This window comes from Nocardioides psychrotolerans, from assembly GCF_900113685.1.
Classification (GTDB): Bacteria; Actinomycetota; Actinomycetes; order Propionibacteriales; family Nocardioidaceae; genus Nocardioides; species Nocardioides psychrotolerans.
Genome location: NZ_FOQG01000004.1, coordinates 271,816 through 294,145 on the forward strand (window position 1 = coordinate 271,816; position 22,330 = coordinate 294,145).

Sequence of the window (22,330 nt, forward strand, 5' to 3'; positions counted from 1 at the left end):
GTCCGTCACTTCCGCCGGGCAGTTCGCGGCGTACGACGTGGCGCGCACGCTCGGCGCCCGTGGCTCGGGTGCGAACTGCCGACATTCGGCCACGGCCGCGGCGCCGCGCCGCCGCCTACTCGACCGTGATCGTCTTCGTGTCGACGAACGGCCCGGGACCCTCGCCGCCGGACGGGTCGTCGGTCAGCGCGACGAACGTGTAGTCGCCGGGCGCCAGCCCCGACACGTCGACCGAGGTCTCCCACGGGTAGAGCTGGTCCATGAAGCCCTCGGCGGTGGCGAAGCCCTCGAGCACGACGGTGTCGCCCTGGCGGACCTCCCACGGCACGGTCGCCTCGAAGGAGCTCGCGACTCCGCTGGCGGTGAACGAGCCGCTCACGGTGTCACCTTCAGCCGGCGAGGTGACGTTGACCAGGCTGAGCACGTCGAGCTGGGGCGCGTTCTTGACGCCGGCCGAGGTGTCGATGCCGAGCAGCGTCGCCGGGGAGCCGTCGAGGGTGACGACCACGGGCGCGCGGACCTGTTGGACGCCCTGCAGGGTGTAGACCAAGGCCTGGAGGGCGATCCGTGCGTCGGCCTTGCTCATCCCGGAGGGCGCCGAGGTGAGGGAGTCGTCGGCGAGCTCGACGACGAACCGGCCACCGGTCTCGTCGTAGGCGACGGAGGTGAAGCCGCCGCTGAGGAGCGTGCCGTAGTCAGGGTCGAGCGCGTCGCCCGCCGCCATCAGCGCGGCCGCCTCGGCGAGCGGGTTGTCGACCTCGACGGCGCGGAACTCGCGGTAGAGCCGCACCCCCATCGGACTGTCACCGGTGAAGTAGACCGGCGCGACCACGGTCTCCGAGGGCGCCGACGGCTCGGAGGAGGCCGGCTCGCTGGGATCGGTCGTGGGTGCCTCGCTCGTCGGAGGGGCGCTCGTCGACCCGCTCGGAGCAGGGTCGTCGGCGACCGGGTCGGTGTCGGTGGAGCAGCCGGCCAGGGTCGCCGCGGCGACCAGGCCGGCGACGGCGAGGGAGAAGGAACGGGTGGGGAAGGCGTTCATGGGTCCCATCCTGTCGGCGTCGGTCGGCTATTCGACGATGATCGAGCGCGTGTCGGTGTCGGGTCCGACGCCCTCGGCGCCACCCGACGGGTCGTCGTTGGCTGCGGTGAAGATGTAGCGACCAGGGGCAAGACCCGAGACGTCGATGGGCTCCGTGCGCCAGGGGAAAAGCCCGCCCTCGCCCCAGCCCTCGGCCGTGGCGAAGCCGTCGAGCACCACCGAGCCGGCCTCGTCGGTGATGGTCCAGGTCATCGTGGCCTCGAAGCCGTTGTTGCGTCCCAGGGCGATGAACGAGCCCGCGACGACCTGGTCCTCGGTCGGGAAGGCGACGTTCATCTGCGCCTGCACGTCCTCGGACAGACCGGCCGCGAGACCCTCCGCCGTCGGCACGCCGAGGACCTGGTCGATGGGGTTTCGGCCCAGGTAGAACTGCACCGGCGCCTGCAGCGGGTCACCCTCGGAGGCGGCCGACTGGAGCGTCCAGATGACCGACTCCACCGCCAGCCGCGCGTCCGCCTCGCTCATCCCCGCCGGTCGCTCGCGCAGGGACGCGTCGGCCAGCACCACGCTGAGCTGGCCGTCGGTGCCCACGCCGTCGAAGCCCGCGTCCGCGAAGCTGCCCTCCGGCCACAGCGCCCGGTAGTCGGGGTCCAGCGGCGGCGTCTCGAGCTGCTGCAGCGCGGTGAACAGGTCGCGGCCGCCGCGCACGTCTCGCACCTCGCTGTAGAGGCGCGGTCCGCGCGCGGTGTCGCCGACGAAGAAGACCGTGTACGACGTCGTCGTGCCGGCGCCGGTCGGCGGGTCTGCCGGACTCGCCGAGCCGGAGGGGGCCGGGGTCGGGTCCGTCACGGTCGGGGTCGGGTCCTGGGCCGGTCCGGCGCCGTCCGCGCCCGGGGACGCCGGGTTGCCGAGCAGGGCGACGGCCACGACCGCGGCCGCGGCGAGCAGCGAGGCCCCGCCGGCGGCGTACCAGCGGGTGCGCCGGCGCGTGGACGCGGTGCGGGTCCTGATCTCGGCCAGGCGGTCGGTGGGCTCGACGCCGTCGGCGGCGTCGGTGATCAGACGGGCGAGCTGCTCGTCGCGGGGCTCGTCACGGGGCTCGGTCATCACAGGTCTCCGGTCAGGTGGTCGGCGAGCAGGTCGCGCAGCGTGGCTGACCCGCGGGAGGCGTGGCTCTTGACCGCACCGCGGCTGATGCCCAGGGCCTCGGCGATCTCCGACTCCGGGAGGTCGAGGTAGTAGCGCAGGGTGAGCACCTCGCGCTGCCGCTCGGGCAGGGCACGCAAGGCCTCGAGCACCGCGTCGCGTCGCGCGAGCGCCTCGGCGGCCTCGTCACCGCCCGCCCGGGACCCGGCCTGCAGCTGGGAGGACGCGTGGCGGGCGACGACGCCGCGGTGCCGCAGCACCGAGCGCGACCCGTTGACCACCGACTGGCGCAGGTAGGCCAGCGCCTTGTCGGGTTCCCGCAGCCGCGACCAGCGCCCGTGCATCGCGACGAACGCATCCTGCACGACCTCCTCCGCGGTGCCCGCGTCGCGCACGAGCAGGACCGAGAGGCGCACCAGGCTGCGCCAGTGGGCCGCGTAGAGCTCGTCGAGCGCCTCGTCGGCGCTCCACGACGGACGGTCGGTCACCGTCTGGTCCCGGGTGCTCGCATGCGTCATCACGCTAGTTGCACGCCCAGGTCGGGCTCGGGGTTTACTTCGGCTCGGCGCCGATTCCGTGGGAGGATCAGGGACTGACTTCTGGGAGGGAGAACAGCCTTCGTGGAGGACTGTCTTTTCTGCAGGATCGTGGCCGGGGAGATCCCCGCCGAGATCGTGCACAGCACCGAGCGCACCGTCGCGTTCCGTGACATCAATGCCCAGGCGCCCACCCACGTGCTGGTCGTGCCCAAGGACCACTACGCCAACGCCGCCGAGCTGGCCGCGGGCGACCCGGTGGCCTCGGCCGAGCTGGTGAGCACGGCAGCCGCCGTCGCCACGGCCGAGGGCCACGACGACTACCGGCTGGTGTTCAACACCGGCGCCGGGGTCGGCCAGACCGTCTTCCACGCCCACCTCCACGTCCTGGCCGGGCGCTCGATGACCTGGCCGCCGGGATGAGCCGCCGTCGTACGACGTGGCTCGCGGCCGCCGCGCTCGCGCTCGTCGTGAGTGCCTGCTCGGGCACCGACGACGGGGACGTCTCCGCGGCTCCCGAGGCGCCGACGACAGCCGTGGCGGGGGCGCCGACGTCGACCGCGCCGAGCGCGACCACGAGTGAGGACGCCCACCACGACGCCCCTGACCCCGGCCCGCTGCTGCCACTGCGTGGGGGCGAGGACCGCGTGACGATGACGATGCCGGCGACCTACACCCCGTCCTCACCGACGGGTGTCGGGACCGACGACTACCGCTGCTTCCTGCTCGACCCCCAGCTCGCCCGCGACAGCTACCTCACCGGCACCAACGTGGTCCCGGGCAACCCCGACGTGGTCCACCACGTCATCCTCTTCCGGGTCTCGCCCGACCAGGTGCCCGAGGCCGAGGACATGGACGCCCAGAGCGACGAGCAGGGCTGGACCTGCTTCGGCGGGACAGGCCTGGCCGGCGACTTCGGCAACATCGACGACGCCAACTGGCTCGGGGCGTGGGCCCCTGGTGGCACGGAGACGATGACCCGCAAGGGCTTCGGCACCGATCTGCCCCAGGGCTCGCGGATCGTCATGCAGGTCCACTACAACCTGCTCGCGGGCGCCAGCCCCGACATGAGCTCCACGCAGCTGCGCATCACGGCGAAGAAGCCGGGGATCACCCGGCTCCACACGTTCCTGATGCCCGCACCGGTCGAGATGCCGTGCCGTCCCGGGCGCAGCGACGGCGCGCTGTGCGACCGCGACGCGGCGATCGCCGACGAGCGGGCCCGCATCGGGCCGTCGGGGGGCAGCACCGCCAACGTCCTCCACCTGCTCTGCGGCACCGAGCCGAAGCCGTCCGACACGAGCTCCTGCGTGCGCACGCTGGGCCGCGCCATGACCGTCTACGGGGTCGCGGGCCACATGCACCTGCTCGGCCGCCGGATCACGATCGAGACCAACCCCGGCACCCCCCAGGCGCGCACGGTCCTGGACATCAAGCCCTGGAACTTCGACGACCAGGGCTCGCGGCCCGTCGAGCCGGTCCACCTCGACCCGTTCGACACGATCAAGGTCACCTGCGAGCACGCGCAGTGGCTCCGCGACAAGCTGCCGGCGTTCGAGACCCAGCGCGAGGACAAGTACGTCGTCTGGGGCGAGGGCACCACCGACGAGATGTGCCTCGGCATGCTCTCGGTCGCGTTCGACGACGAGCAGTAGGCCTCAGCCCGGGACGATCACGGACACGAGCCGCATGATCGCGAAGACCACGGGCAGCCCGAACACGACGAGCATGGCCCAGGCGGTGATCTTGTGCCCGCGCTTGCTGCTGTCCAGGGAGCCGGCGAAGTCGAGCAGCGCCCCGTCGGGCACGTGGTGGGTCAGCCCCATCGAGCGGGCGTGCGGGGGCAGGTGCTGTCCGTTGAACCAGAAGGGAGGGGCATCGTCGACGTCACCGTCGGCCGGGTCCCAGTCCTCGTCGTACTCGTCCCGCTCCTGCATGGCCCTACGGTACGGCCTGGACCACGGCCAAACCTGCTGGGCGCTCGTGCGGCGCTCCCGTAGCATGAAGAGCGCGCATCATCGCCGACCGAAAGGCCGCCCGCCAGGGCACCCATGACTGACAGCACCACCGACCGCACCCCGCCGCGGGAGAAGCACACGACCAAGCACACCGTCGTAGTGCCCAACAACATCAACATGGTCAGCCTGCTCGGGCCCGGTGATGAGCACCTCGGGATCATCGAGGGCGCCTTCGACGCCGAGATCCACGTCCGCGGGAACCGCATCGCCATGCGCGGCGAGCCCGGCGAGGTCGCCCTCGCCGAGCGGCTCCTCGAGGAGCTCGTGGCGATCATCCGCACCGGTCAAGGCATCACGTCCGAGACCGTCGAGCGGGTGCACACGATGCTGCGTGCCGAGACCACCGAGCGTCCCGCCGATGTGCTGAGCCTCAACATCCTCAACAACCGCGGACGCTCGATCCGCCCCAAGACGCTCAACCAGAAGCGCTACGTCGACGCGATCGACAAGAACACGATCACCTTCGGGATCGGCCCGGCCGGCACCGGCAAGACCTACCTCGCGATGGCCAAGGCCGTGCAGGCGCTGCAGTCCAAGAACGTCAACCGGATCATCCTGACCCGACCGGCCGTCGAGGCGGGGGAGCGCCTCGGCTTCCTGCCCGGCACGCTCAGCGAGAAGATCGACCCCTACCTGCGCCCGCTCTACGACGCGCTGCACGACATGATCGACCCCGAGACGATCCCCAAGCTCCTCGCCTCGGGCACCATCGAGGTCGCGCCGCTCGCCTACATGCGCGGCCGCTCTCTCAACGACGCCTTCATCATCCTCGACGAGGCGCAGAACACCTCGCCCGAGCAGATGAAGATGTTCCTCACCCGCCTGGGCTTCGGTTCCAGGATCGTCGTCACCGGCGACGTGACGCAGGTCGACCTGCCCAGCGGCACCAGGTCGGGGCTGCGCGTGATCGAGGGCATCCTCGACGGGGTCGAGGACATCTCCTTCAACCGGCTCACCTCGAGCGACGTGGTCCGTCACCGCCTGGTCGGCAAGATCGTCCAGGCCTACGACGAGTTCGACGCCCGTGGCGGCCTGCAGGCCGCGCCTCGCGGCGATCGGCAGTGAGTGAGATGAGCATCGAGGTGCTCAACGAGTCCGGTCACGAGCTCGACGTGACGGGCCTGGCCAAGCTCTCGCGCTTCGTGATGGACCAGATGCGCGTCCACCCCCTCGCCGAGCTGTGCATCAAGGCCGTCGACGAGGACACCATCGCCCAGCTCAACGAGCAGTGGATGGAGAAGGAGGGCCCGACCGACGTGCTGGCCTTCCCCATGGACGAGCTCCGCCCCGGGCTGGTCAACGAGGAGCCCGAGGAGGGCGTCCTGGGTGACCTGATGCTGTGTCCCGCGATCGCGGAGCGCCAGGGGGCCGAGGCCGGTCACGGCACCGGCGCCGAGATCGAGCTCCTCACGGTGCACGGCATCCTCCACCTCCTCGGCTACGACCACGCCGAGCCGGAGGAGCACGCCGAGATGTTCGGGCTCCAGGACCAGCTGCTCGCTGCCTGGCGCGAGCCGGCGCCTGAGTCCGCGCCCGAGGCCGAGCCCGCGCCGGCGCCCGAGTCATGACCTCCGGCGATATTGGGCTGCTGGTCACAGCAGCCGCACTGGTCTTCCTGGCCGGCCTGTTCACGGCCGCCGATGCTGCCCTCGCGTCGTTCTCCAAGGCGCGCGCCCTCGAGCTCGTCGCCGAGGAGCGGGCCGGGTCCCAGCGCCTCGTGGCGCTGCTCGAGGACGCCCCGCGCTACCTCAACACCGCGCTGCTGCTGCGGCTGTTGTGCGAGATCTCCGCGATCGTCCTGGTCACCCTCCAGATCGACGAGCTCGTCGACGGCTCGTGGATCCTCGCCGTGCTGGTGGCGATCGGGTCGATGCTGGTCGTGTCGTTCGTGGTGATCGGGGTCGCCCCGCGCACGCTGGGTCGCCAGCACTCCGAGACGGTCGCGCTGCTCTCGGCCGGCCCGTTGGCGCTCTTCACGACCGTGCTCGGCCCACTGCCGAGGGTGTTGATCCTGGTCGGCAACGCGATCACCCCGGGGCGAGGGTTCCGCGAGGGACCGTTCTCCAGCGAGACCGAGCTGCGCGAGATGGTCGACATGGCCGAGGCCTCGGCGCTGATCGAGGCCGGCGAGCGCAAGATGATCCACTCGGTCTTCGAGCTCGGCGACACCTCCGTGCGCGAGGTGATGGTCCCGCGCAACGACGTGGTCTACATCGAGCACTTCAAGAACCTGCGCCAGACGATGTCACTGTTCCTGCGCAGCGGCTACTCCCGCGTCCCGGTCATCGGCGAGAACCTCGACGACATCCGCGGTTTCGCCTACCTCAAGGACATCGTCCGCCGCGACTTCGAGGCTCCCGACGTGGAGTTCACCGAGCGCATCGAGGAGGTCATGCGCCCCGTGCACTGGGTGCCCGAGTCCAAGCCTGTCGACGACCTGCTGCGTGAGATGCAGGCCCGACGCCAGCACATCGCCGTCGTCGTCGATGAATATGGCGGCACCGCCGGCCTGATCACCATCGAGGACCTGCTCGAGGAGATCGTCGGTGAGATCACCGACGAGTACGACGAGGACGAGATCGAGATCGAGATCGTCAGCGACGGCGTCGTGCGCGTCTCCTCGCGCTACCCGGTCGACGACCTCGACGAGCTCTTCGGCTTCGATGTCGAGGAGGAGGACGTCGACAGCGTCGGCGGCCTCATGGCCAAGCACCTCGGTCGGGTCCCGATCCCCGGATCCGCCGTCGAGGCGCACGGCCTGCGCTTCCTCGCCGAGGACGCCTCAGGGCGTCGCAACAAGGTCGGCACCGTGCTCATCACGCAGTTCGACCCGACCGTCCAGCCCGCCCTCGTCACTGTCGAGATGGAGCCCGCCCATGAGTGACCTGAGCACCGAGGACGCCAAGCTGGTCACCCTTGCGCGGGCCACCCGTGCCCGCACGGGGGCCGCGGAGGGTGCCGCGATCCGCGACGCCGACGGCCGCACCTATGCCGCCGCGTCCGTGGCCCTGCCGTCCCTGACGCTGTCGGCGCTGCACGTCTGCGTCGCCATGGCGGTCGCCTCAGGCTCCCGCGGGCTCGAGGCCGCCGTCGTCCTCGGCGAGGCCGACGAGGTCGCCGACGCCGATCTTGCGGCGTTGCGGGACCTCGGTGGAGCCGGCGTCGTCGTCCACCGTGGCGACGCCCGCGGCACCGTCGCCGACACCACCACGACCTGACCACTAGAGTCCTGGGGTGAGCACCAAGGCCCGGCACTACGACGCGCAGGTGCTGCGCCGCGCCCGGGTCTCCGACCACCTGACCCGCATCGTGCTCGGCGGACCCGGCCTGGCCGACTTCGCCTCGACCAGCATTCCCGACGAGTGGGTCGGGCTGGTGGTCCCCGGCCAGTTCCAGAGCCGCTACTACACGGTGCGCTCCTGGGCCGACGGCGAGCTCGTCATCGATGTCGTCGTGCACGACGTGGGGCTCGTGACCGAGTGGGTGCAGGGCGACTGCGTCGGCCAGACCGTGACGCTCACCGAGCCCAAGGGCTCCTTCGCGATGCCCGCCGACTCCTCGTGGGTGATCCTCGTGGGCGACCTGAGCGCGATGCCGGCGATGGCCCGCATCACCGGTTCGGTGACGGTGCCGACGTACGTCTGGGCCGAGGTGCCCGACGACGTGTCGGACTACCTGCCCACCTACAGCTCCGTGCACTGGCTCGACGCGCCTCACGACGGCGAGAGCCGGCTGGCTTCGGTCGTCGAGTCGATCGACTGGCCCGAGGGCGACGGCTACTTCTGGATGGCGGGCGAGTCGGCGCAGATGCGGGCGGTGCGCAAGCACCTGATGCGCGAGCGTCGACTGCCCAGCACCGCCTACGACGTCATGGGCTACTGGCGTGGCGTCACGGCCCGCCAACCGCGCGCGGTCGACCCCGGACCGATCTGGCGCGCGGGCAAGGCAGCAGGCAAGAGTGACGACGAGATCTGGGCCGACTACGACAAGGTGCGAGATGCCTGACCCCGAGCACGACCAGCCCGAGATCCCCCCGACCGCCGAGCACAAGAGCGGGTTCGTGTCGTTCGTCGGCCGCCCCAACGCCGGCAAGTCGACACTCACCAACGCCCTGGTCGGCAGCAAGGTGGTGATCACCTCCTCCAAGCCGCAGACGACGCGCACCGTCGTACGCGGAATCGTGCACCGGCCCGACGCCCAGCTGATCCTGGTCGACACCCCCGGCCTGCACCGCCCTCGAACGCTCCTGGGCGAGCGGCTCAACGACCTGGTGAAGACCACCCTCGCCGAGGTCGACGTGGTCGCGGTATGCCTCCCGGCCAACGAGAAGATCGGCCCCGGCGACCGCTTCATCATCGCCGAGATGGCCAAGGTCAAGCGCACCATCAAGGTCGCGATCGCGACCAAGACCGACCTCGCGACCGGCGAGCAGATCGGCGAGCACCTCCTCGACATCCAGAAGGCCGGCGCCGGTGCAGGCATCGAGTGGGCCGAGATCGTGCCCGTCTCCGCCAAGGCCGGTGACCAGGTCTCGCTCCTCGAGGAGCTCCTCGTCGGCCTCCTGCCGGTCGGTCCCCAGTTCTATCCCGACGGCGACCTCAGCGACGCGCCCGAGGAGGCCATCGTGGCGGAGCTCATCCGCGAGGCTGCCCTCGAAGGCGTCCGCGACGAGCTCCCGCACTCGATCGCCGTGGTCGTCGAGGAGATGGGGCTGCGCGAGGGCCGCGACGCCGACCGGCCGCTGCTCGACATCCACGCCAACCTCTACGTCGAGCGCGACTCCCAGAAGGGGATCATGATCGGTCACAAGGGCGCCCGCCTCCGCGACGTCGGAAAGGCCGCACGGCTCCAGATCGAGGCTCTGCTGGGCACCCCGGTCTACCTCGACCTGCACATCAAGATCGCCAAGGACTGGCAGCGCGACCCGCGACAGCTGCGCAAGCTCGGCTTCTGACGCCTGCTCTGGGCCGCCGGGTCGCGGTGACCGCACCGCAACCCCGGTGACCAGGGCTGGCCTCAGTCCGGCGCCCAGCACCGCCCGTAGGTCTGCCCGGCTGCCCACTGCTCCTTGCTCGGACCTTCGTAGCCCCACTGGAAGTTGAGCGCGTCGTCGGCGACCGACCGCCCGGCGTCCTCACAGGGCGTCTGGCCGGCGTCGCGCACGGCCTCGACGCCGGGATAGCGCCCCTCCTCGAACGGCACGACCTCGATCGCGCGCCATGAGTGCGGTTGCGAGCACAGGACCCGCTCGAAGTCGGGGGAGTCGGGGTCGTCGGTGCCGCACATCGCCCAGCGCTCGGGCCCTCCGGGCTCCGAGAGCACGCCGGAGAGGCGGCCGGTCAGCGGGGCGAGGGTGTCTTGGCCGGCGACAGCGATGACGTCGCAGCGGAACCAGTCGGCGCCGGCGTCGGACTGATCGACGGTCGGTGTGAACCACACCGCACGCAGCATGCTGAGCCGCCGTTCGCGCAGCGTGCCACCCACGAAGTCGGCGAGCCGCGCAGGACAGGCCTCGGCGACCTGGGCCATCACCCGCTCGGAGTCGACCGCCAGCAGGTGCCCGTCGACGACGGTGTCGAGGGTGCCGACCGAGAAGGTCATGGAGGTGTGCTCGCCGTCGCACTCGCTGACGGGGGTGGCCGTGGTCGCGGCGAGCGCGTCCGCGAAGGCGAGGTCGTAGCACGCGCGGTCCTCGGGCGCGGGCACCGGCGTGGCCGAGGGACGCTCGACCGGAGCGCTCGAGGAGGGCGACGCCTCCGGCAGCTCCGAGGTCGACCCACCGGTGCACGCACCGAGGAGGACCAGGAACGCCAGGAGCGCCACCACCGGCAGCGGCCGAGGCAGGGGGGCACGACGACGAGACATCAGTCGGGCGTCATCGCCCAGCAGACCGAACGGCGGTTGCCCGCCTCCCACTCCGCCTCGTGGAACCACGTGTAGCCGAAGTCGTAGTCGACGGGGTAGTTGAGCCAGGCCCCCACGGAGTCGGAGCAGAAGTCGCGCGTGGTGACCTCCACGACCCGGTCACCGGGGTAGGGGTCGGGGGGCTCGCCCAGCTTGATCGTGGTGACGGCCCGCCAGTCGTGCTTCTCGCTGCACGGGATCTTCAGCGAGCCGCTGACCGAGGGGCCCGCGACGCACACCATCCAGCGGTCCGAGGGGCGCCCGAGCAGCAGGCCCTCGGCGGTGTCGGGTAGGTCGACGTACTTCTCGCTCTGCTCACCGCCGCCGACGACGTCGCAGCGATACCACCGCGCGCCGTCGTCCCAGGCCTTCTCGGAGGGGCGGAACCACGCCCAGCTGACGACCGTGCGCATCACGAGGCTCTCGTCGGCCCCGAGGAACTTCTCGAACTTCGACGAACAGGTGTCGTAGGCGAACATGTCGAGCTCACCGGAGTCGTAGTCGGTGTCGTCGAGCTCCTCGGGCAGCTGACCGACCGCGTAGGTCTGGGCGGTGTGGCGTTCGGTGCACTCGACGACTGCCGTGGCGTTGCTCGGCATCGCGACGTCGTCCGGCGTGAGCTGGCGACAGACGCCGAGCTCGGGCACCTCGACGGAGTCGACCTGGTCGGGGTCGGTGTTGCGGCCCTGCGCATCCTCGGCGCACCCAGCCAGCGCCACGACCGACAGCACTGCCAGCACAGGCATCACGGCCCGTCCGAGCCAAGGGTGGACCACCGCGTTCCCTCCCTGGAGCTGCGACCTGACGACGTGCCTGATCGTACCTCCGCCGGCAGGTTCAGCGCACGGTGATGACGCGGACGGACCGGCTCCCGTCCTGCGCGAGAAGGGCGCCCTCGTCGCAGGCATGGACGAAGCATGCGGGCGACGCTCCCGGACCTGAGAGGTCGTGTCCCACACCGTGCCAACACCGTGGACTACACCCGGTGCGATGACTAGACGGGCTCGACCACGGCGGCCAGCGTGCAGCCGAGCTCGTACGCCGCGTCCCGCTCGTCCGTGCCCACCGCGCCGAGGACCTCCAGCACCGGCGCGGCCTGGACCCAGGGCAGGGCCTGGACGATCGACTGCACCGAGCGGACCGCTCCGGTCGTGTCGTAGCGACCGTGCACCCACAAGCCGTAGGGGAGCTTGCCCCGACCGGCCGCCCCGGCGGTGCCGTCGGCGCCCAGCGCGCCACCGGCCTCCAGGAACACGGTGTCGAAGAAGTGCTTCATCGCGCCGGACATGTAGCCGAAGTTGGCCGGCGTGCCGAGCAGGATCCCGTCCGCGGCCAGCACGTCGACAGCCCGCGCCTCCAGCGCTGACCGGACGACCACCTCGACACCGACGACCGCGTCGTTGCGGGTCCCCGCGACGACCGCGTCCGTGAGTGCCCGGACCGCGTCCGTGGGGGAGTGGTGCACCACCAGGAGACGAGCCACCACGGCCGTCAGGTGGCCATGAAGAGGATCGAGTCGCGGTCGTAGTCGCGTCCGGGGTGCTCGGTGGCCAGGTGGGCCTGCGTCAGCGCGACGAGGTCGTCCTCGTCGGCGCCCCGGATCACGGTGCCGCACGGGCACGTGAGCGTGGTCTTCATGCCACCACTGTGCCACCGCTGGCGGCGACGGACCTCAAGGTCCGCATGTTCACCCGATCGGTGAGCCCACCGGCCGGCGCAGCGGAGCCGTCGTCGGTGGACAGCCCGCGACCTCCAGGGCGGCCCTCACCGGGGCCGGAGTAGATTGGGCCGGCTTCGAGGGGGTGAGTCGATGACCGATGCTGCTGTGTTCCTGGTGGCAGGCCTCTGCCTGCTGCTGGCCGTCGTGCTGCCCCAAGCACTGCGCCGGGTCGCAGTCTCCGCGCCGATGGTCCTGGTCGGGGTGGGGCTCCTGATCGGGCTGTTCCCGATCCCCGACTCCCTCTCGCTGGAGCCCGAGGCGGATCGTGAGCTGATCCTGCACGTCACGGAGCTCACGGTCCTGGTGGCGCTGATGGGTGTGGGGCTGGCGCTCGACCGGCCACTGCGCCCTCGGATCCGACGCACCTGGGGCTACTGGTCGCCCACCTGGCGCCTGCTCGCGATCGCCATGCCCTTGACCATCGGACTGGTCGCTCTGCTGGGCTGGGCCTTCGCCGGCCTGGGGCCGGCTGCCGCGCTGCTCCTGGGGGCGGTCCTCGCGCCCACCGATCCGGTCCTCGCCTCCGACGTCCAGGTCGGTGGTCCGATGACGGCCGAGGAGATCGACGAGCTCGAGACCGGCCTGGACGCCGACGACGGCGACACCGCCCACCGCCTCGACGAGGTGCGCTTCTCGCTGACCTCCGAGGCTGGGCTCAACGACGGTCTGGCCTTCCCCTTCGTCTACCTCGCGATCCTCGTGGCGGCCGGCAGCTTCACCCTCGCCGACGCCGGCACGTGGTTCGGCTGGTACCTCGTCGGCAAGATCGTCCTCGGCGTCGTGGTCGGTCTTGCCTCCGGCTGGGCGCTGTCGCGCGTCGCCTTCCGCTCGAGCCGGCCGTCGCTGCGGCTCGCCGAGCAGGGTGAGCCCCTGCTGGTCCTGGCCGCGTTGCTGGCGTCGTACGGCGCCGCCGAGCTGGTGGGCGGTTACGGGTTCCTGGCGGTCTTCACCTGCGCGATGGCCATGCGGGCCTCCGAGCGCGCCCACGACTACCACCGGGCCATGCACGAGGTCGTGGAGCGCCTCGAGCGACTCTTCACCCTGGTCGTGCTGCTCTTTCTCGGCATCGCCACCACCAACGGGTTGCTGGACGGCCTGGAGCTCTCCGGTGTCATGATCGCGCTGGCGCTGATCTTCGTGATCCGTCCGGTCGCCGGCCTCCTCGCCCTGGGGGTGCTCCCCAAGCCCGCCGAGAAGGCGGGGGGCGTCTCGCGCGCCGACCGCCTGGCTGTGGCGTTCTTCGGTGTGCGGGGCGTCGGGTCGCTGTACTACCTCGCCTACGCCGCGGGGGAGGTCGAGCTCACCGACCTCGCGTGGCTCTGGTCCACGGTCGCCTTCACCATCGTCGCCTCCGTGCTCGTGCACGGGGTCGCGGCCACCCCCTGGCTCGACCACGTCGACCGCCGCAGAGGAGCCACGGGGCCGGGCCTCGCAGGCCCCCGCGAAGCGCTGGACCCGACGTCCGGCTGAGCTGGAAGCGCGCTTGCCCACCTGCCCAGCGGGTACTGGTCGGCATGGACAACGACAAGGCAGCAGCAGCCCAGGTGGTCGTCGACCGCGTGACCTCCTACCGGGAGAGTGCCCCCGAGGGGATGGTCCTCGGCTGAGCGAGGACCTCGGAGCCTCAGGCCACGAAGGGCAGCTCGACGCCGAGCTCGTCGCGCAGCCTGGCGAGGATCCTCGCCAGGCGGCGCGAGATCGTCATCTGCGTGACGCCGAGGGCCTCGCCGATCTGTTGCTGCGTGAGTCCCTCGGAGTAGGTCATCGCCAGGAGCCGACGGTCCTCCGGCTCGAGGTGGCGCAACGGGTTGGCCAGCACGGAGCGGGCGTCCACAGCGTCGACGGCGCGATCGTCGTCGGTCATCAGGAAGTCGCTCAGCGATTCGAGGCTGTCGGCCTCGACGGCCTGGTCGATCGAGATCGGCTGGAAGCACACGTTGGCACCGAGCGCCTCGACGACGTCGTCGATCTTGAGGTCGAGCCGCTTGGAGATCTCCAGGGGCGTCGGCGGGCGGCCGTGGGTGGTGCCCTGCTTGTAGGCCTCGAGCACGCGGGACTGGATCTCCTGGATCCGACGCGGTGGCCGGATGGTCCACCCGTGGTCGCGGAAGTAGCGCTTGACCTCGCCGGTCATCGTGGGCACGGCGTAGGACAGGAAGTCGCGCTCACGCGCACAGTCGAACTTCTGGGCCGCGCGAACGAGTGCGAGGCAGGCGACCTGCTCGAGGTCCTCGATGGCGATGCCGCGGTTCTGGTAGCGGCGCGCGATCGCGTGGGCGACCTGGATGTTGAGGACGACGACCTGGTCGAGGATGTCGGTGCGCTCGACACCTTCCTCCTGGGGGAGGAGAGCGAAGAGCCGTGCGGTCTCGCTGCTGCGCACGTCCCGCGGCACGGGACGACCAGGCATGGTGGTGACGGTCATGGGAACCCTCCCTCTCTTTCCAGGCCCAGCCTCGCGGAGGTGACCGTCCGTCCGACACACCCGCGAGGGTGAGTCCGGCAGGAGGCTCAGCGGTCGAAGCGGGCGACGAGGCCGCGCTCCCCGGCGCGCACCTCGACCAGGGTCAGGTCGGTGGTCTCCGAGACGTGGTGCACCCGCTCGAGGCTGCCGAGCCGGATGAGCACGTGGCCCCCGTCGGTCACGTGGTCCGCGGCGGTCGCCAGGCAGGCGCGGGCGAGGTCGAGCGTCGCGGTCGAGTCGTCGGCGACCGGCGGGACGTCGGGATCGGCGATCACGACGGCGAAGGTCTCGTGGCACTCCTGGCTGGCGACCCGGGACCCCCGCACCTCGACGTCGCCGGCGAGGCCGGCCAGGTCTGCGTCGATCATCGTTGACTGCCGAGCCTCTGGGTCGTCGTCGACGCACAGGAGGGGTCGGTTGGCGAGGGTGATGGCCACCAGCCCGAGGTGCAGCACCGCCGGAGCGAGGTCCAGGACGCGACCGACCGGGGCATCCGGGATGAGCTCCGCTGCCCACCGCGACTGGAGGGTCGTCCAGTGTGGCGTCATGGGGGCCGGTGCCCGATCACCCGCGGCGCATGCGGATCAGTCAGCTTCGGTCGCGCAACATCCGCACACCGGCCCAGACAGCCAGCGGGACGCCGACGAAGAGGATGATCAGGACCAACCAGTCGGACTCAGACATCGGCGGGGCGTCGGGTGAGGGTGCGGTTGAGGCGACGCTCGGACCCGATCACGGCCAGTCGGGCGGACAGGTAGCCGCCGACGACACCGACGAGGACGGCGAGTCCGATGCCCACCACGATGGTCAGGGGCCAGTTGATCATCAACACGTGATACTCCTCGGGACGTTGGTCGACGCCTCCTACCCCTCCCGGGCCAGCGCCCAAACGCTCGGCGCAGACAAACACCCGATGGGGTGAGGTCCTGTCCAGGGGGCGAGCACCGGGACCGCACTGGACGCAGTCCGTTAAGATGGGTGCATCATGACGCGCCAGCTTCTTCTTTGCTGCCGCAGCGAGGTCTGAGCCAGAGCCGGACCCCCTCGCTGCGGAGTGAGTGCATGCGCCCGGCTCGCCCACTGTTGGCCCAGCCCGATCCCGCGAGGAAATCATGACCACCGCAGACCAGCACCCCCACCAGGCCAGCCCGCAGCAGCCCAGCGGCATGCCGTTCGGTCGCTACGAGCCGTTCACGCCCGTCGTCCTGTCCGACCGCACCTGGCCCGACGCCACGATCACCGAGGCGCCGCGCTGGTGCGCGGTAGACCTTCGCGACGGCAACCAGGCCCTCATCGACCCGATGTCGCCGGCCCGCAAGCTGACGATGTTCAAGCTCCTCGTCGAGATGGGTTACAAGGAGATCGAGGTGGGCTTCCCGAGCGCGAGCCAGACCGACTTCGACTTCGTGCGCCAGCTCATCGACGAGGACCTGATCCCCCCCGACGTCACGATCCAGGTCCTGACCCAGGCGCGCGAGGAGCTGATCGAGCGCACCTACGAGTCGATCCAGGGCGCCAAGCAGGCGATCGTGCACCTCTACAACTCGACCTCCACGCTCCAGCGCCGCGTGGTCTTCGGACTGGACATGGACGGCATCGTCGACATCGCGGTCCAGGGTGCTCGGCTGTGCAAGAAGTACGAGGAGACCATCTCGGAGACCGAGGTCTTCTACGAGTACAGCCCCGAGTCCTTCACCGGGACCGAGCTCGAGTTCGCCGTGCGCGTCTGCAACGAGGTGCTGGCGGTGTTCGAGCCGACCGCTGCGAAGCCGGTCATCATCAACCTGCCGGCGACCGTCGAGATGGCCACGCCCAACGTCTACGCCGACTCCATCGAGTGGATGAACCGGCACCTGGCCCACCGTGAGCACGTCGTGCTGTCCCTGCACCCGCACAACGACCGTGGCACCGCCGTGGCGGCAGCCGAGCTGGGCTACCTCGCCGGTGCCGACCGCATCGAGGGCTGCCTGTTCGGCAACGGTGAGCGCACCGGAAACGTCTGCCTGGTCACCCTGGGGCTCAACCTGTTCAGCCAGGGAGTCGACCCGCAGATCGACTTCGCGGGCAACGGGGGCATCGACGAGATCAAGCGCACGGTCGAGTACTGCAACCAGCTGCCGGTCGCCGAGCGCCACCCGTACGGCGGCGACCTGGTGTACACCGCCTTCTCCGGCTCCCACCAGGACGCCATCAAGAAGGGGTTCGAGTCGATGGAGCACGACGCCTCTGCGGCCGGCATCGGTGTCGGCGAGCACGTGTGGGCGGTTCCGTACCTCCCGATCGACCCCAAGGACGTGGGTCGAAGCTATGAGGCCGTCATCCGCGTCAACAGCCAGTCCGGCAAGGGCGGAGTCGCCTACATCCTCAAGGCCGAGCACAAGCTCGACCTGCCGCGTCGGGCGCAGATCGAGTTCAGCCGGGTGATCCAGCAGCGCACCGAAGCCGAGGGTGGCGAGGTGTCGCCGGAGGAGATCTGGTCGGTGTTCTCCTCGGAGTACCTCGACCGTGAGACGCCACTGCGCCTCAACTCGGTCCACACCAGCTCGGCGGCCGGGGAGAAGGACGCCCTCACCGTCAACGTCTACGTCGATGGCGAGATGCGCACCCTCGAAGGCACCGGCAACGGTCCGATCGCTGCATTCGTCTCCGCGATCAACGAGCTCCCGCGCACCGGGCACGGTGGCAGCTTCGACGTGCGCGTCCTCGACTACCACGAGCACGCCCTCTCGTCGGGCGGCGACGCCATCGCGGCGGCATACGTCGAGTGCGCGGTCGGCGACACCGTCTTGTGGGGTGTCGGGCTGGACGCCAACATCGTGACCGCCTCGCTCAAAGCGGTCGTGAGTGCCGTCAACCGCGGCGCCTGAGCGTCGACTCAGGGCGCCTGTGGCAGGTGCACCGTGAACACGGTGCCCTGCCCCGGCGCGGAGCTGACCTCGATCGTGCCTGCGTGTGCCTTCACGATGGACGCGACGATCGAGAGCCCCAACCCGGTCCCCGGGATGGCTCGCTTCTGGGCGACGGCCGTGCGGAAGAACTTGTCGAAGACCGCCTGGAACTCGTCCTCGGGGATCCCGAGACCCGTGTCGTGGACCGTCAGCACCGAGAGCAGGGCCTCGCCGATGGATGCGGAACCGGTGCGCTCGAGCAGCTGCGCGGGGTCGATGAATTGGGCGAAGGGCTGCCCGACGATCTCGCCTGCCCTGTAGCCAAGCAAGTGCTCGGCGCCGGCGTTGAAGACGGTGATCCTTCCGACCGTGTCGATCCCGATCAGGGCGATGGTGAGGGTGGCCTGCATCAGGTGGGCCACCAGGTCCGTGCTCGCCCGCTCGGCGGTCACGTCGATGCCGGTCAGCACGGCGTACGACGGGACGCCGACCTCGTCGCGGACGACGTTGCTGCTCCACACCAGCCTCAGTGCCTCGCCGGCCTTCGTCGTCCCGCGTCGCTCACGGACCAGGGGGGCACCGGCGAGGTGGGGCGACACGAAGAGCGTCTCCACGTCGGCGCGCTCCATCGGGGCGATCGAGGTGCGCCAGACGGGTTGTCCCACCAGCTCGGAGTGGTCGTAGCCGGTGATCCCCGACGTCGCGCCGTTGACCCGGACGATGGTGCCGCTGGTGTCCGTGACCATGATGACGCACGCAGCCGAGTCGAGGGTCGCGGTCGTCAGGCTCTGCGCCGCCTCCAGCCGCCGACGGGCCTCGTGCTCGGCGGTGACGTCCAGCAGCTGCGCCGAGAAGGTTCGGTCGGGCGAGCCGGACGACAGGGCTGCCACGGCCAGCTCGACCCGGCTTCCCGCACGGGTGCGGACCGTGGCGCAGCCACGCCACCCGGTGCCGGCGTCGCGCAGAGAGGTCGGGGTGAGGGGAAGGTCCGGCTCCAAGGGCTCCAGGACCGTGTCGACGCGGCGGTCGCGCAGGTCTTCCGAGGAGGCGCCCAGGATGTGGGTCCCGGCCTCGTTGACGTCCTGGATGACCAGCTCCTCACCCTCCGCGCGGAGGAAGACCCCACCGATCAGGGACTCGGTGAAGTGGCGGCGGAAGCGTTCTTCCTCGGTGGAGATAGCGGCGAGCAGCTGGGTGCGTTGCGTGATCGCAACGACGAGCGGCAGGGTCACCAGGGCGGCGGCCAGGAGGAACAGCTGGCTCAAGGTCGCGGCCCCCTCCCGGCCGAAGTAGGCCTGCACGCGGGCCGAGCCGAAGACGCCGTGACCCTGGGCGGTGGCGACGGCGACGAAGCAGCTGAAGGCGAGCAGCTGGAGCGAGACCGTGCGCAGGTCGAAGCGCAGCGCGCCCCACACCAGGAGCGGCAGGGTGACGAACGGCAGCGGCAGGTCCTGGCCGGGGGAGAAGGTCAGGACCGTGACGAGGCTCAGGAGGGACGTCTGGAGCACGAGCTCGTCGAGACGACCCGACCGGCGCACGTGGAGGGTGAGGGCCAGGGGCACCACGACGAGCACCGACGCGGCCCGTGCAGCGAAGACCGCGACGGCTTCGGTGGAGAGCAGGCCGGCGCCGTCGGTGATCAGGTAGCCCTCGGTGAGGGTGGCCAGGAGCCCGGCGGCCACGGACGCGAGGAGCACGCGGACCACGTCATCTTGTCGCTCGAGGGTCGCCACACCAGCATCGTGCACACGCCAGCGGACGATGATGAGGGTCGCCAGCAGAGCCGCCGCCACGTGGCCCGATCCACCCGCGACGGCCGGCGCGAGCTCGATCCCGTTGCTGATCCGGGCACCCACCGCGGAGGCCACCAGGAGGGGCACCAGCAGGGGCCATCGTCCTACCCGCGAGAGGATCAGCACCACCGCGGTGAGACCGACCGTCGCGAACCACGAGAACACTTCGACCCCCAGGTCCACCTCGCGGAAGGTGGTGACCGGGATGACGAAGGTCGCGACGACCAGCATCAGAGTGACGGGCCAGGAGGCGGAACGCGTGCATAGGGCGGTCACGAGGTCAGTGTGCACCTTCGTGAGCCGGGCGGGACGTGCAACGCCGTCGTCCCGGGCCGGGCTGGACCATCCCCGCAAAGGCTCTCGCGTGGCATCCTCCTCCGGGGGGCGGGAGCGCTAGATTGCCCCCCATGCTCGTCTCCGAACGCATCGGACAGTTCTTCCTCGAGACCGACAGCGGTCGTGACCGTCTCGAGTACACCGAGTACGGCGCAGGTGACGCCTGGGTGGTCCTGGTCCACGGGCAGCTGATGCCGCGACGCATGCATCAGCCGCTCGCTCGGGCGCTGGCTGCCGACGGGCTGCACGTGGTGACCGTCGACCTGCTCGGCCACGGCCGCTCCGACCGACCCGCCGACCCGCTGGTCTACTCGATGACCGCGTTCGGCGAGCAGGTCATCGCGTTGCTGGACCACCTCGGTGCCCCACAGGCGGTCATCGGAGGGACGTCACTAGGCGCCAACGTCTCCCTCGAGGTCGCGGTACTCGCCCCCGAGCGGGTGAAGGGCCTGATCATCGAGATGCCCGTGCTCGACAACGCCGTCGAGGCCGGGATCCTCGCGTTCGCGCCGATCCTCTTCGCCGCCCGCTTCCTGCCCTTCACCGTCAACGCCGTACGCCGGGTGACGCGGCCGATCCCGCGCGGCATCGTGCCCTTCTGGGCCGGCATCGTGCTCGACACCCTCGACCAGCGGGCCGATGCGATGGCCGCGGTCGTCCACGGGTTGTTCTTCGGGCGTGTCGCGCCGTCCTCCAAGCAGCGACGGGCGATCACCGTTCCGGCGCTCGTGGTGGGGCACCCGGCCGACCCGATCCACCCCGCGGCCGATGCGGCGATGCTCGCCGAGGAGCTGCCCAACGCCGAGTTCGTGCAGGCCCGGAGCATCCTGGAGTGGCGTTTCCGGCCCGAGCGGCTCGACCGGGCCGCGGTCGACTTCGCACGCAGGTGCTGGAAGTCGCCGCGTCGCAGCCGCCGCGCGGGGGCCTGACGGGCACACTGGTCCCGTGCCTCTCTACCGCGACGAGGCGATCGTGCTGCGCACCCACAAGCTGGGGGAGGCCGACCGCATCATCACCCTGCTGACCCGCCACCACGGGAGGGTGCGCGCCGTCGCCAAGGGCGTACGCCGGACCTCGTCGCGGTTCGGCTCCCGGCTGGAGCCCTTCACCCACGTCGACCTCCAGCTGGCCGAGGGCCGCAACCTCGACACGATCACGCAGGCGGAGACCAAGTCGGCCTTCTCCGCCGACCTCGGCGCCGACTACGAGCGCTACACCGCCGGCACCGCGATGCTCGAGACGGCCGAGCGGCTGGTCTCGGAGGAGAAGCAGCCCTCGTTGCAGCAGTTCCTGCTGCTGGTCGGTGGTCTGCGGGCGATGGCAGCCGGCGGCCACCGGCCAGGTCAGATCCTCGACTCCTACCTCCTACGCTCGCTCGCCGTCGCTGGCTACGCACCGTCGTTCGACGCGTGCGCTCACTGCGGGCTCGAGGGGCCGCACCGCTGGTTCAACCCCTCGATGGGCGGGATGCTCTGCACGACGTGTCGCCTGCCCGGCTCCGCGAGCCCGTCGGCGTCGGCGATCGAGGTGATGGGGGCGCTGCTCGCCGGCGACTGGCCGGTGGTCGAGGCGGCCGAGCCGCGCCAGCTGCGTGAGGCGAGCGGTCTGGTCTCGGCGTTTCTGCACTGGCACCTCGAACGAGGCCTGCGCTCGCTGGAGCACGTCGAGCGATAGCGTCGCCCCCGTGAAGCGAGTCGTCCGCCAGCCCACCCCGCACCCCTCGGGCGCGCGTCCGCCGGCGATCCCGAAGGACCTGGTGCCCCGGCACGTCGCGATCGTGATGGACGGCAACGGGCGATGGGCGAAGGAGCGCGGACTTCCGCGCACCAAGGGCCACGAGCAGGGTGAGGCATCGCTGTTCGACGTCGTCGAGGGTGCCATCGAGATCGGCGTGAAGGCAGTCTCCGCCTATGCGTTCTCGACGGAGAACTGGTCGCGCTCGCCCGACGAGGTGAAGTTCCTGATGGGCTTCAACCGTGACGTGATCCGTCGTCGTCGCGATGAGATGCACGAGCTCGGCGTCCGGGTCCGATGGGCCGGACGAGCGCCGCGGCTGTGGAAGTCGGTCATCAAGGAGCTCCAGGTCGCCGAGGAGCTCACGAGGGACAACGACGTGCTGACGCTGACGATGTGCGTCAACTACGGCGGTCGCGCTGAGCTCGCGGACACCGCTCGGGCGATCGCGCGCGACGTCGCCGCCGGTCGTCTCAACGCGGAGAAGGTCGACGAGAAGACGTTCGCGCGCTACCTCTACGTGCCCGAGCAGTCCGACGCCGACCTGGTCTGGCGCACCTCGGGGGAGCAGCGGTTGTCCAACTTCATGCTCTGGCAGGCCGCCTACAGCGAGCTGGTGTTCACCGACGTCCTCTGGCCCGACGTCGACCGTCGGGCGCTGTGGGACGCGATCGAGCTCTACGCCCGCCGTGACCGGCGCTACGGAGGGGCGCAGCCCAACCAGGTGTGACCAGCCGTGCCGAGTCGGCGCG

The 22,330-nt window shown here is 70.6% G+C and carries 25 protein-coding genes; 13 read left to right on the forward strand and 12 right to left on the reverse strand.

Annotated features, from left to right (window positions below; all coding sequences use genetic code 11):
- Window positions 1–115: 115 nt before the first annotated feature.
- The 3 genes from BM204_RS07305 to BM204_RS07315 are packed head-to-tail and all read right to left on the reverse strand — an operon-like array spanning window position 116 to window position 2,673.
- Window positions 116–1,039 (reverse strand): Gmad2 immunoglobulin-like domain-containing protein, encoded by a 924-nt coding sequence (locus BM204_RS07305; RefSeq protein WP_170259119.1) that lies wholly within the window; start codon window positions 1,037–1,039, stop codon window positions 116–118.
- 27 nt (window positions 1,040–1,066) lie between these two features.
- Window positions 1,067–2,146, reverse strand: a complete 1,080-nt coding sequence (locus BM204_RS07310) for a Gmad2 immunoglobulin-like domain-containing protein (RefSeq protein ID WP_091111643.1) — start codon at window positions 2,144–2,146, stop codon at window positions 1,067–1,069.
- Entirely contained in the window at window positions 2,146–2,673 is a 528-nt protein-coding gene (locus tag BM204_RS07315; RefSeq protein ID WP_246166176.1) for a SigE family RNA polymerase sigma factor, read from the reverse strand. The genes BM204_RS07310 and BM204_RS07315 overlap by 1 nt, the downstream gene beginning before the upstream one ends.
- A 132-nt stretch (window positions 2,674–2,805) precedes the next feature.
- On the opposite strand from BM204_RS07315, the gene BM204_RS07320 reads away from it, so the two are divergent.
- Entirely contained in the window at window positions 2,806–3,144 is a 339-nt protein-coding gene (locus tag BM204_RS07320) for an HIT domain-containing protein (protein ID WP_091111646.1), read from the forward strand.
- Window positions 3,141–4,376, forward strand: a complete 1,236-nt coding sequence (locus BM204_RS07325; RefSeq protein WP_091111647.1) for a hypothetical protein — start codon at window positions 3,141–3,143, stop codon at window positions 4,374–4,376. The genes BM204_RS07320 and BM204_RS07325 overlap by 4 nt, the downstream gene beginning before the upstream one ends.
- A 3-nt stretch (window positions 4,377–4,379) precedes the next feature.
- Here the strand turns inward: BM204_RS07325 and BM204_RS07330 are convergent, their stop codons facing one another.
- Complete coding sequence (locus tag BM204_RS07330) at window positions 4,380–4,658, reverse strand: hypothetical protein (RefSeq protein WP_091111649.1); 279 nt, start codon at window positions 4,656–4,658, stop codon at window positions 4,380–4,382.
- Window positions 4,659–4,772: 114 nt separating this feature from the next.
- Here BM204_RS07330 and BM204_RS07335 point away from each other — a divergent pair, with 114 nt between their 5' ends.
- From BM204_RS07335 to era, 6 genes are read left to right on the forward strand one after another with little or no spacing between them, the layout of a single operon-like run.
- Window positions 4,773–5,804: a PhoH family protein gene (locus BM204_RS07335; protein ID WP_091111650.1), complete on the forward strand. Its 1,032-nt coding sequence runs from the start codon at window positions 4,773–4,775 to the stop codon at window positions 5,802–5,804.
- 5 nt (window positions 5,805–5,809) lie between these two features.
- Complete coding sequence (gene ybeY, locus BM204_RS07340; protein WP_091111652.1) at window positions 5,810–6,307, forward strand: rRNA maturation RNase YbeY; 498 nt, start codon at window positions 5,810–5,812, stop codon at window positions 6,305–6,307.
- Window positions 6,304–7,623: a hemolysin family protein gene (locus BM204_RS07345; RefSeq protein WP_091111653.1), complete on the forward strand. Its 1,320-nt coding sequence runs from the start codon at window positions 6,304–6,306 to the stop codon at window positions 7,621–7,623. Before ybeY ends, BM204_RS07345 begins: the two co-directional genes overlap by 4 nt.
- Window positions 7,616–7,957: a cytidine deaminase-like protein gene (locus BM204_RS07350; RefSeq protein ID WP_091111655.1), complete on the forward strand. Its 342-nt coding sequence runs from the start codon at window positions 7,616–7,618 to the stop codon at window positions 7,955–7,957. The genes BM204_RS07345 and BM204_RS07350 overlap by 8 nt, the downstream gene beginning before the upstream one ends.
- 16 nt (window positions 7,958–7,973) lie before the next feature.
- The gene (locus BM204_RS07355; RefSeq protein ID WP_091111656.1) at window positions 7,974–8,744 is read left to right on the forward strand and encodes a siderophore-interacting protein; all 771 of its coding nucleotides are present in this window, start codon (window positions 7,974–7,976) and stop codon (window positions 8,742–8,744) included.
- Window positions 8,737–9,693, forward strand: coding sequence for a GTPase Era (gene era, locus BM204_RS07360; protein ID WP_091111658.1), 957 nt, complete (start codon window positions 8,737–8,739; stop codon window positions 9,691–9,693). The genes BM204_RS07355 and era overlap by 8 nt, the downstream gene beginning before the upstream one ends.
- A 62-nt stretch (window positions 9,694–9,755) precedes the next feature.
- On the opposite strand, the gene BM204_RS07365 is transcribed toward era, so the two are convergent.
- The 4 genes from BM204_RS07365 to BM204_RS07380 all read right to left on the reverse strand — a co-directional run bounded on the left by BM204_RS07365 (window position 9,756) and on the right by BM204_RS07380 (window position 12,281).
- Window positions 9,756–10,604, reverse strand: a complete 849-nt coding sequence (locus BM204_RS07365) for a septum formation family protein (protein WP_091111720.1) — start codon at window positions 10,602–10,604, stop codon at window positions 9,756–9,758.
- The gene (locus BM204_RS07370) at window positions 10,604–11,389 is read right to left on the reverse strand and encodes a septum formation family protein (RefSeq protein ID WP_091111721.1); all 786 of its coding nucleotides are present in this window, start codon (window positions 11,387–11,389) and stop codon (window positions 10,604–10,606) included. Before BM204_RS07370 ends, BM204_RS07365 begins: the two co-directional genes overlap by 1 nt.
- A 248-nt stretch (window positions 11,390–11,637) precedes the next feature.
- Window positions 11,638–12,126, reverse strand: coding sequence for an NAD(P)H-dependent oxidoreductase (locus BM204_RS07375; protein WP_091111723.1), 489 nt, complete (start codon window positions 12,124–12,126; stop codon window positions 11,638–11,640).
- Window positions 12,127–12,134: 8 nt separating this feature from the next.
- Window positions 12,135–12,281 carry a DUF1059 domain-containing protein gene (locus BM204_RS07380; RefSeq protein WP_091111660.1) on the reverse strand — a complete coding sequence of 49 codons (147 nt, stop codon included), beginning with the start codon at window positions 12,279–12,281 and terminating at the stop codon, window positions 12,135–12,137.
- A gap of 172 nt (window positions 12,282–12,453) precedes the next feature.
- On the opposite strand from BM204_RS07380, the gene BM204_RS07385 reads away from it, so the two are divergent.
- The gene (locus tag BM204_RS07385; RefSeq protein WP_091111661.1) at window positions 12,454–13,833 is read left to right on the forward strand and encodes a cation:proton antiporter; all 1,380 of its coding nucleotides are present in this window, start codon (window positions 12,454–12,456) and stop codon (window positions 13,831–13,833) included.
- 154 nt (window positions 13,834–13,987) lie between these two features.
- Here BM204_RS07385 and BM204_RS07390 read toward each other — a convergent pair whose 3' ends face one another.
- From BM204_RS07390 to BM204_RS22580, 3 genes are all read right to left on the reverse strand, one after another.
- The gene (locus tag BM204_RS07390) at window positions 13,988–14,788 is read right to left on the reverse strand and encodes a sigma-70 family RNA polymerase sigma factor (RefSeq protein WP_091111663.1); all 801 of its coding nucleotides are present in this window, start codon (window positions 14,786–14,788) and stop codon (window positions 13,988–13,990) included.
- An 86-nt stretch (window positions 14,789–14,874) separates the two neighbouring features.
- Complete coding sequence (locus BM204_RS07395; protein ID WP_091111665.1) at window positions 14,875–15,375, reverse strand: methyltransferase; 501 nt, start codon at window positions 15,373–15,375, stop codon at window positions 14,875–14,877.
- A gap of 128 nt (window positions 15,376–15,503) precedes the next feature.
- On the reverse strand, window positions 15,504–15,659 hold the full coding sequence (locus tag BM204_RS22580) for a hypothetical protein (RefSeq protein WP_170259118.1): 156 nt from the start codon (window positions 15,657–15,659) through the stop codon (window positions 15,504–15,506).
- Window positions 15,660–15,939: 280 nt separating this feature from the next.
- Between BM204_RS22580 and leuA the strand changes: the two genes are divergently transcribed.
- Entirely contained in the window at window positions 15,940–17,694 is a 1,755-nt protein-coding gene (gene leuA, locus BM204_RS07400) for a 2-isopropylmalate synthase (protein WP_091111666.1), read from the forward strand.
- An 8-nt stretch (window positions 17,695–17,702) separates the two neighbouring features.
- On the opposite strand, the gene BM204_RS07405 is transcribed toward leuA, so the two are convergent.
- Entirely contained in the window at window positions 17,703–19,784 is a 2,082-nt protein-coding gene (locus tag BM204_RS07405; protein WP_143099685.1) for a PAS domain S-box protein, read from the reverse strand.
- A gap of 131 nt (window positions 19,785–19,915) precedes the next feature.
- Between BM204_RS07405 and BM204_RS07410 the strand changes: the two genes are divergently transcribed.
- Genes BM204_RS07410 through BM204_RS07420 form a run of 3 tightly spaced genes read left to right on the forward strand, consistent with a single transcriptional unit; the run spans window position 19,916 to window position 22,308 of the window.
- A complete protein-coding gene (locus BM204_RS07410; protein ID WP_091111669.1) occupies window positions 19,916–20,773 on the forward strand; it encodes an alpha/beta fold hydrolase in 858 nt (285 codons plus the stop codon).
- Window positions 20,774–20,789: 16 nt separating this feature from the next.
- On the forward strand, window positions 20,790–21,518 hold the full coding sequence (gene recO / locus BM204_RS07415; protein ID WP_091111671.1) for a DNA repair protein RecO: 729 nt from the start codon (window positions 20,790–20,792) through the stop codon (window positions 21,516–21,518).
- 10 nt (window positions 21,519–21,528) lie between these two features.
- The gene (locus tag BM204_RS07420; protein ID WP_091111673.1) at window positions 21,529–22,308 is read left to right on the forward strand and encodes an isoprenyl transferase; all 780 of its coding nucleotides are present in this window, start codon (window positions 21,529–21,531) and stop codon (window positions 22,306–22,308) included.
- Window positions 22,309–22,330 lie beyond the last annotated feature (22 nt).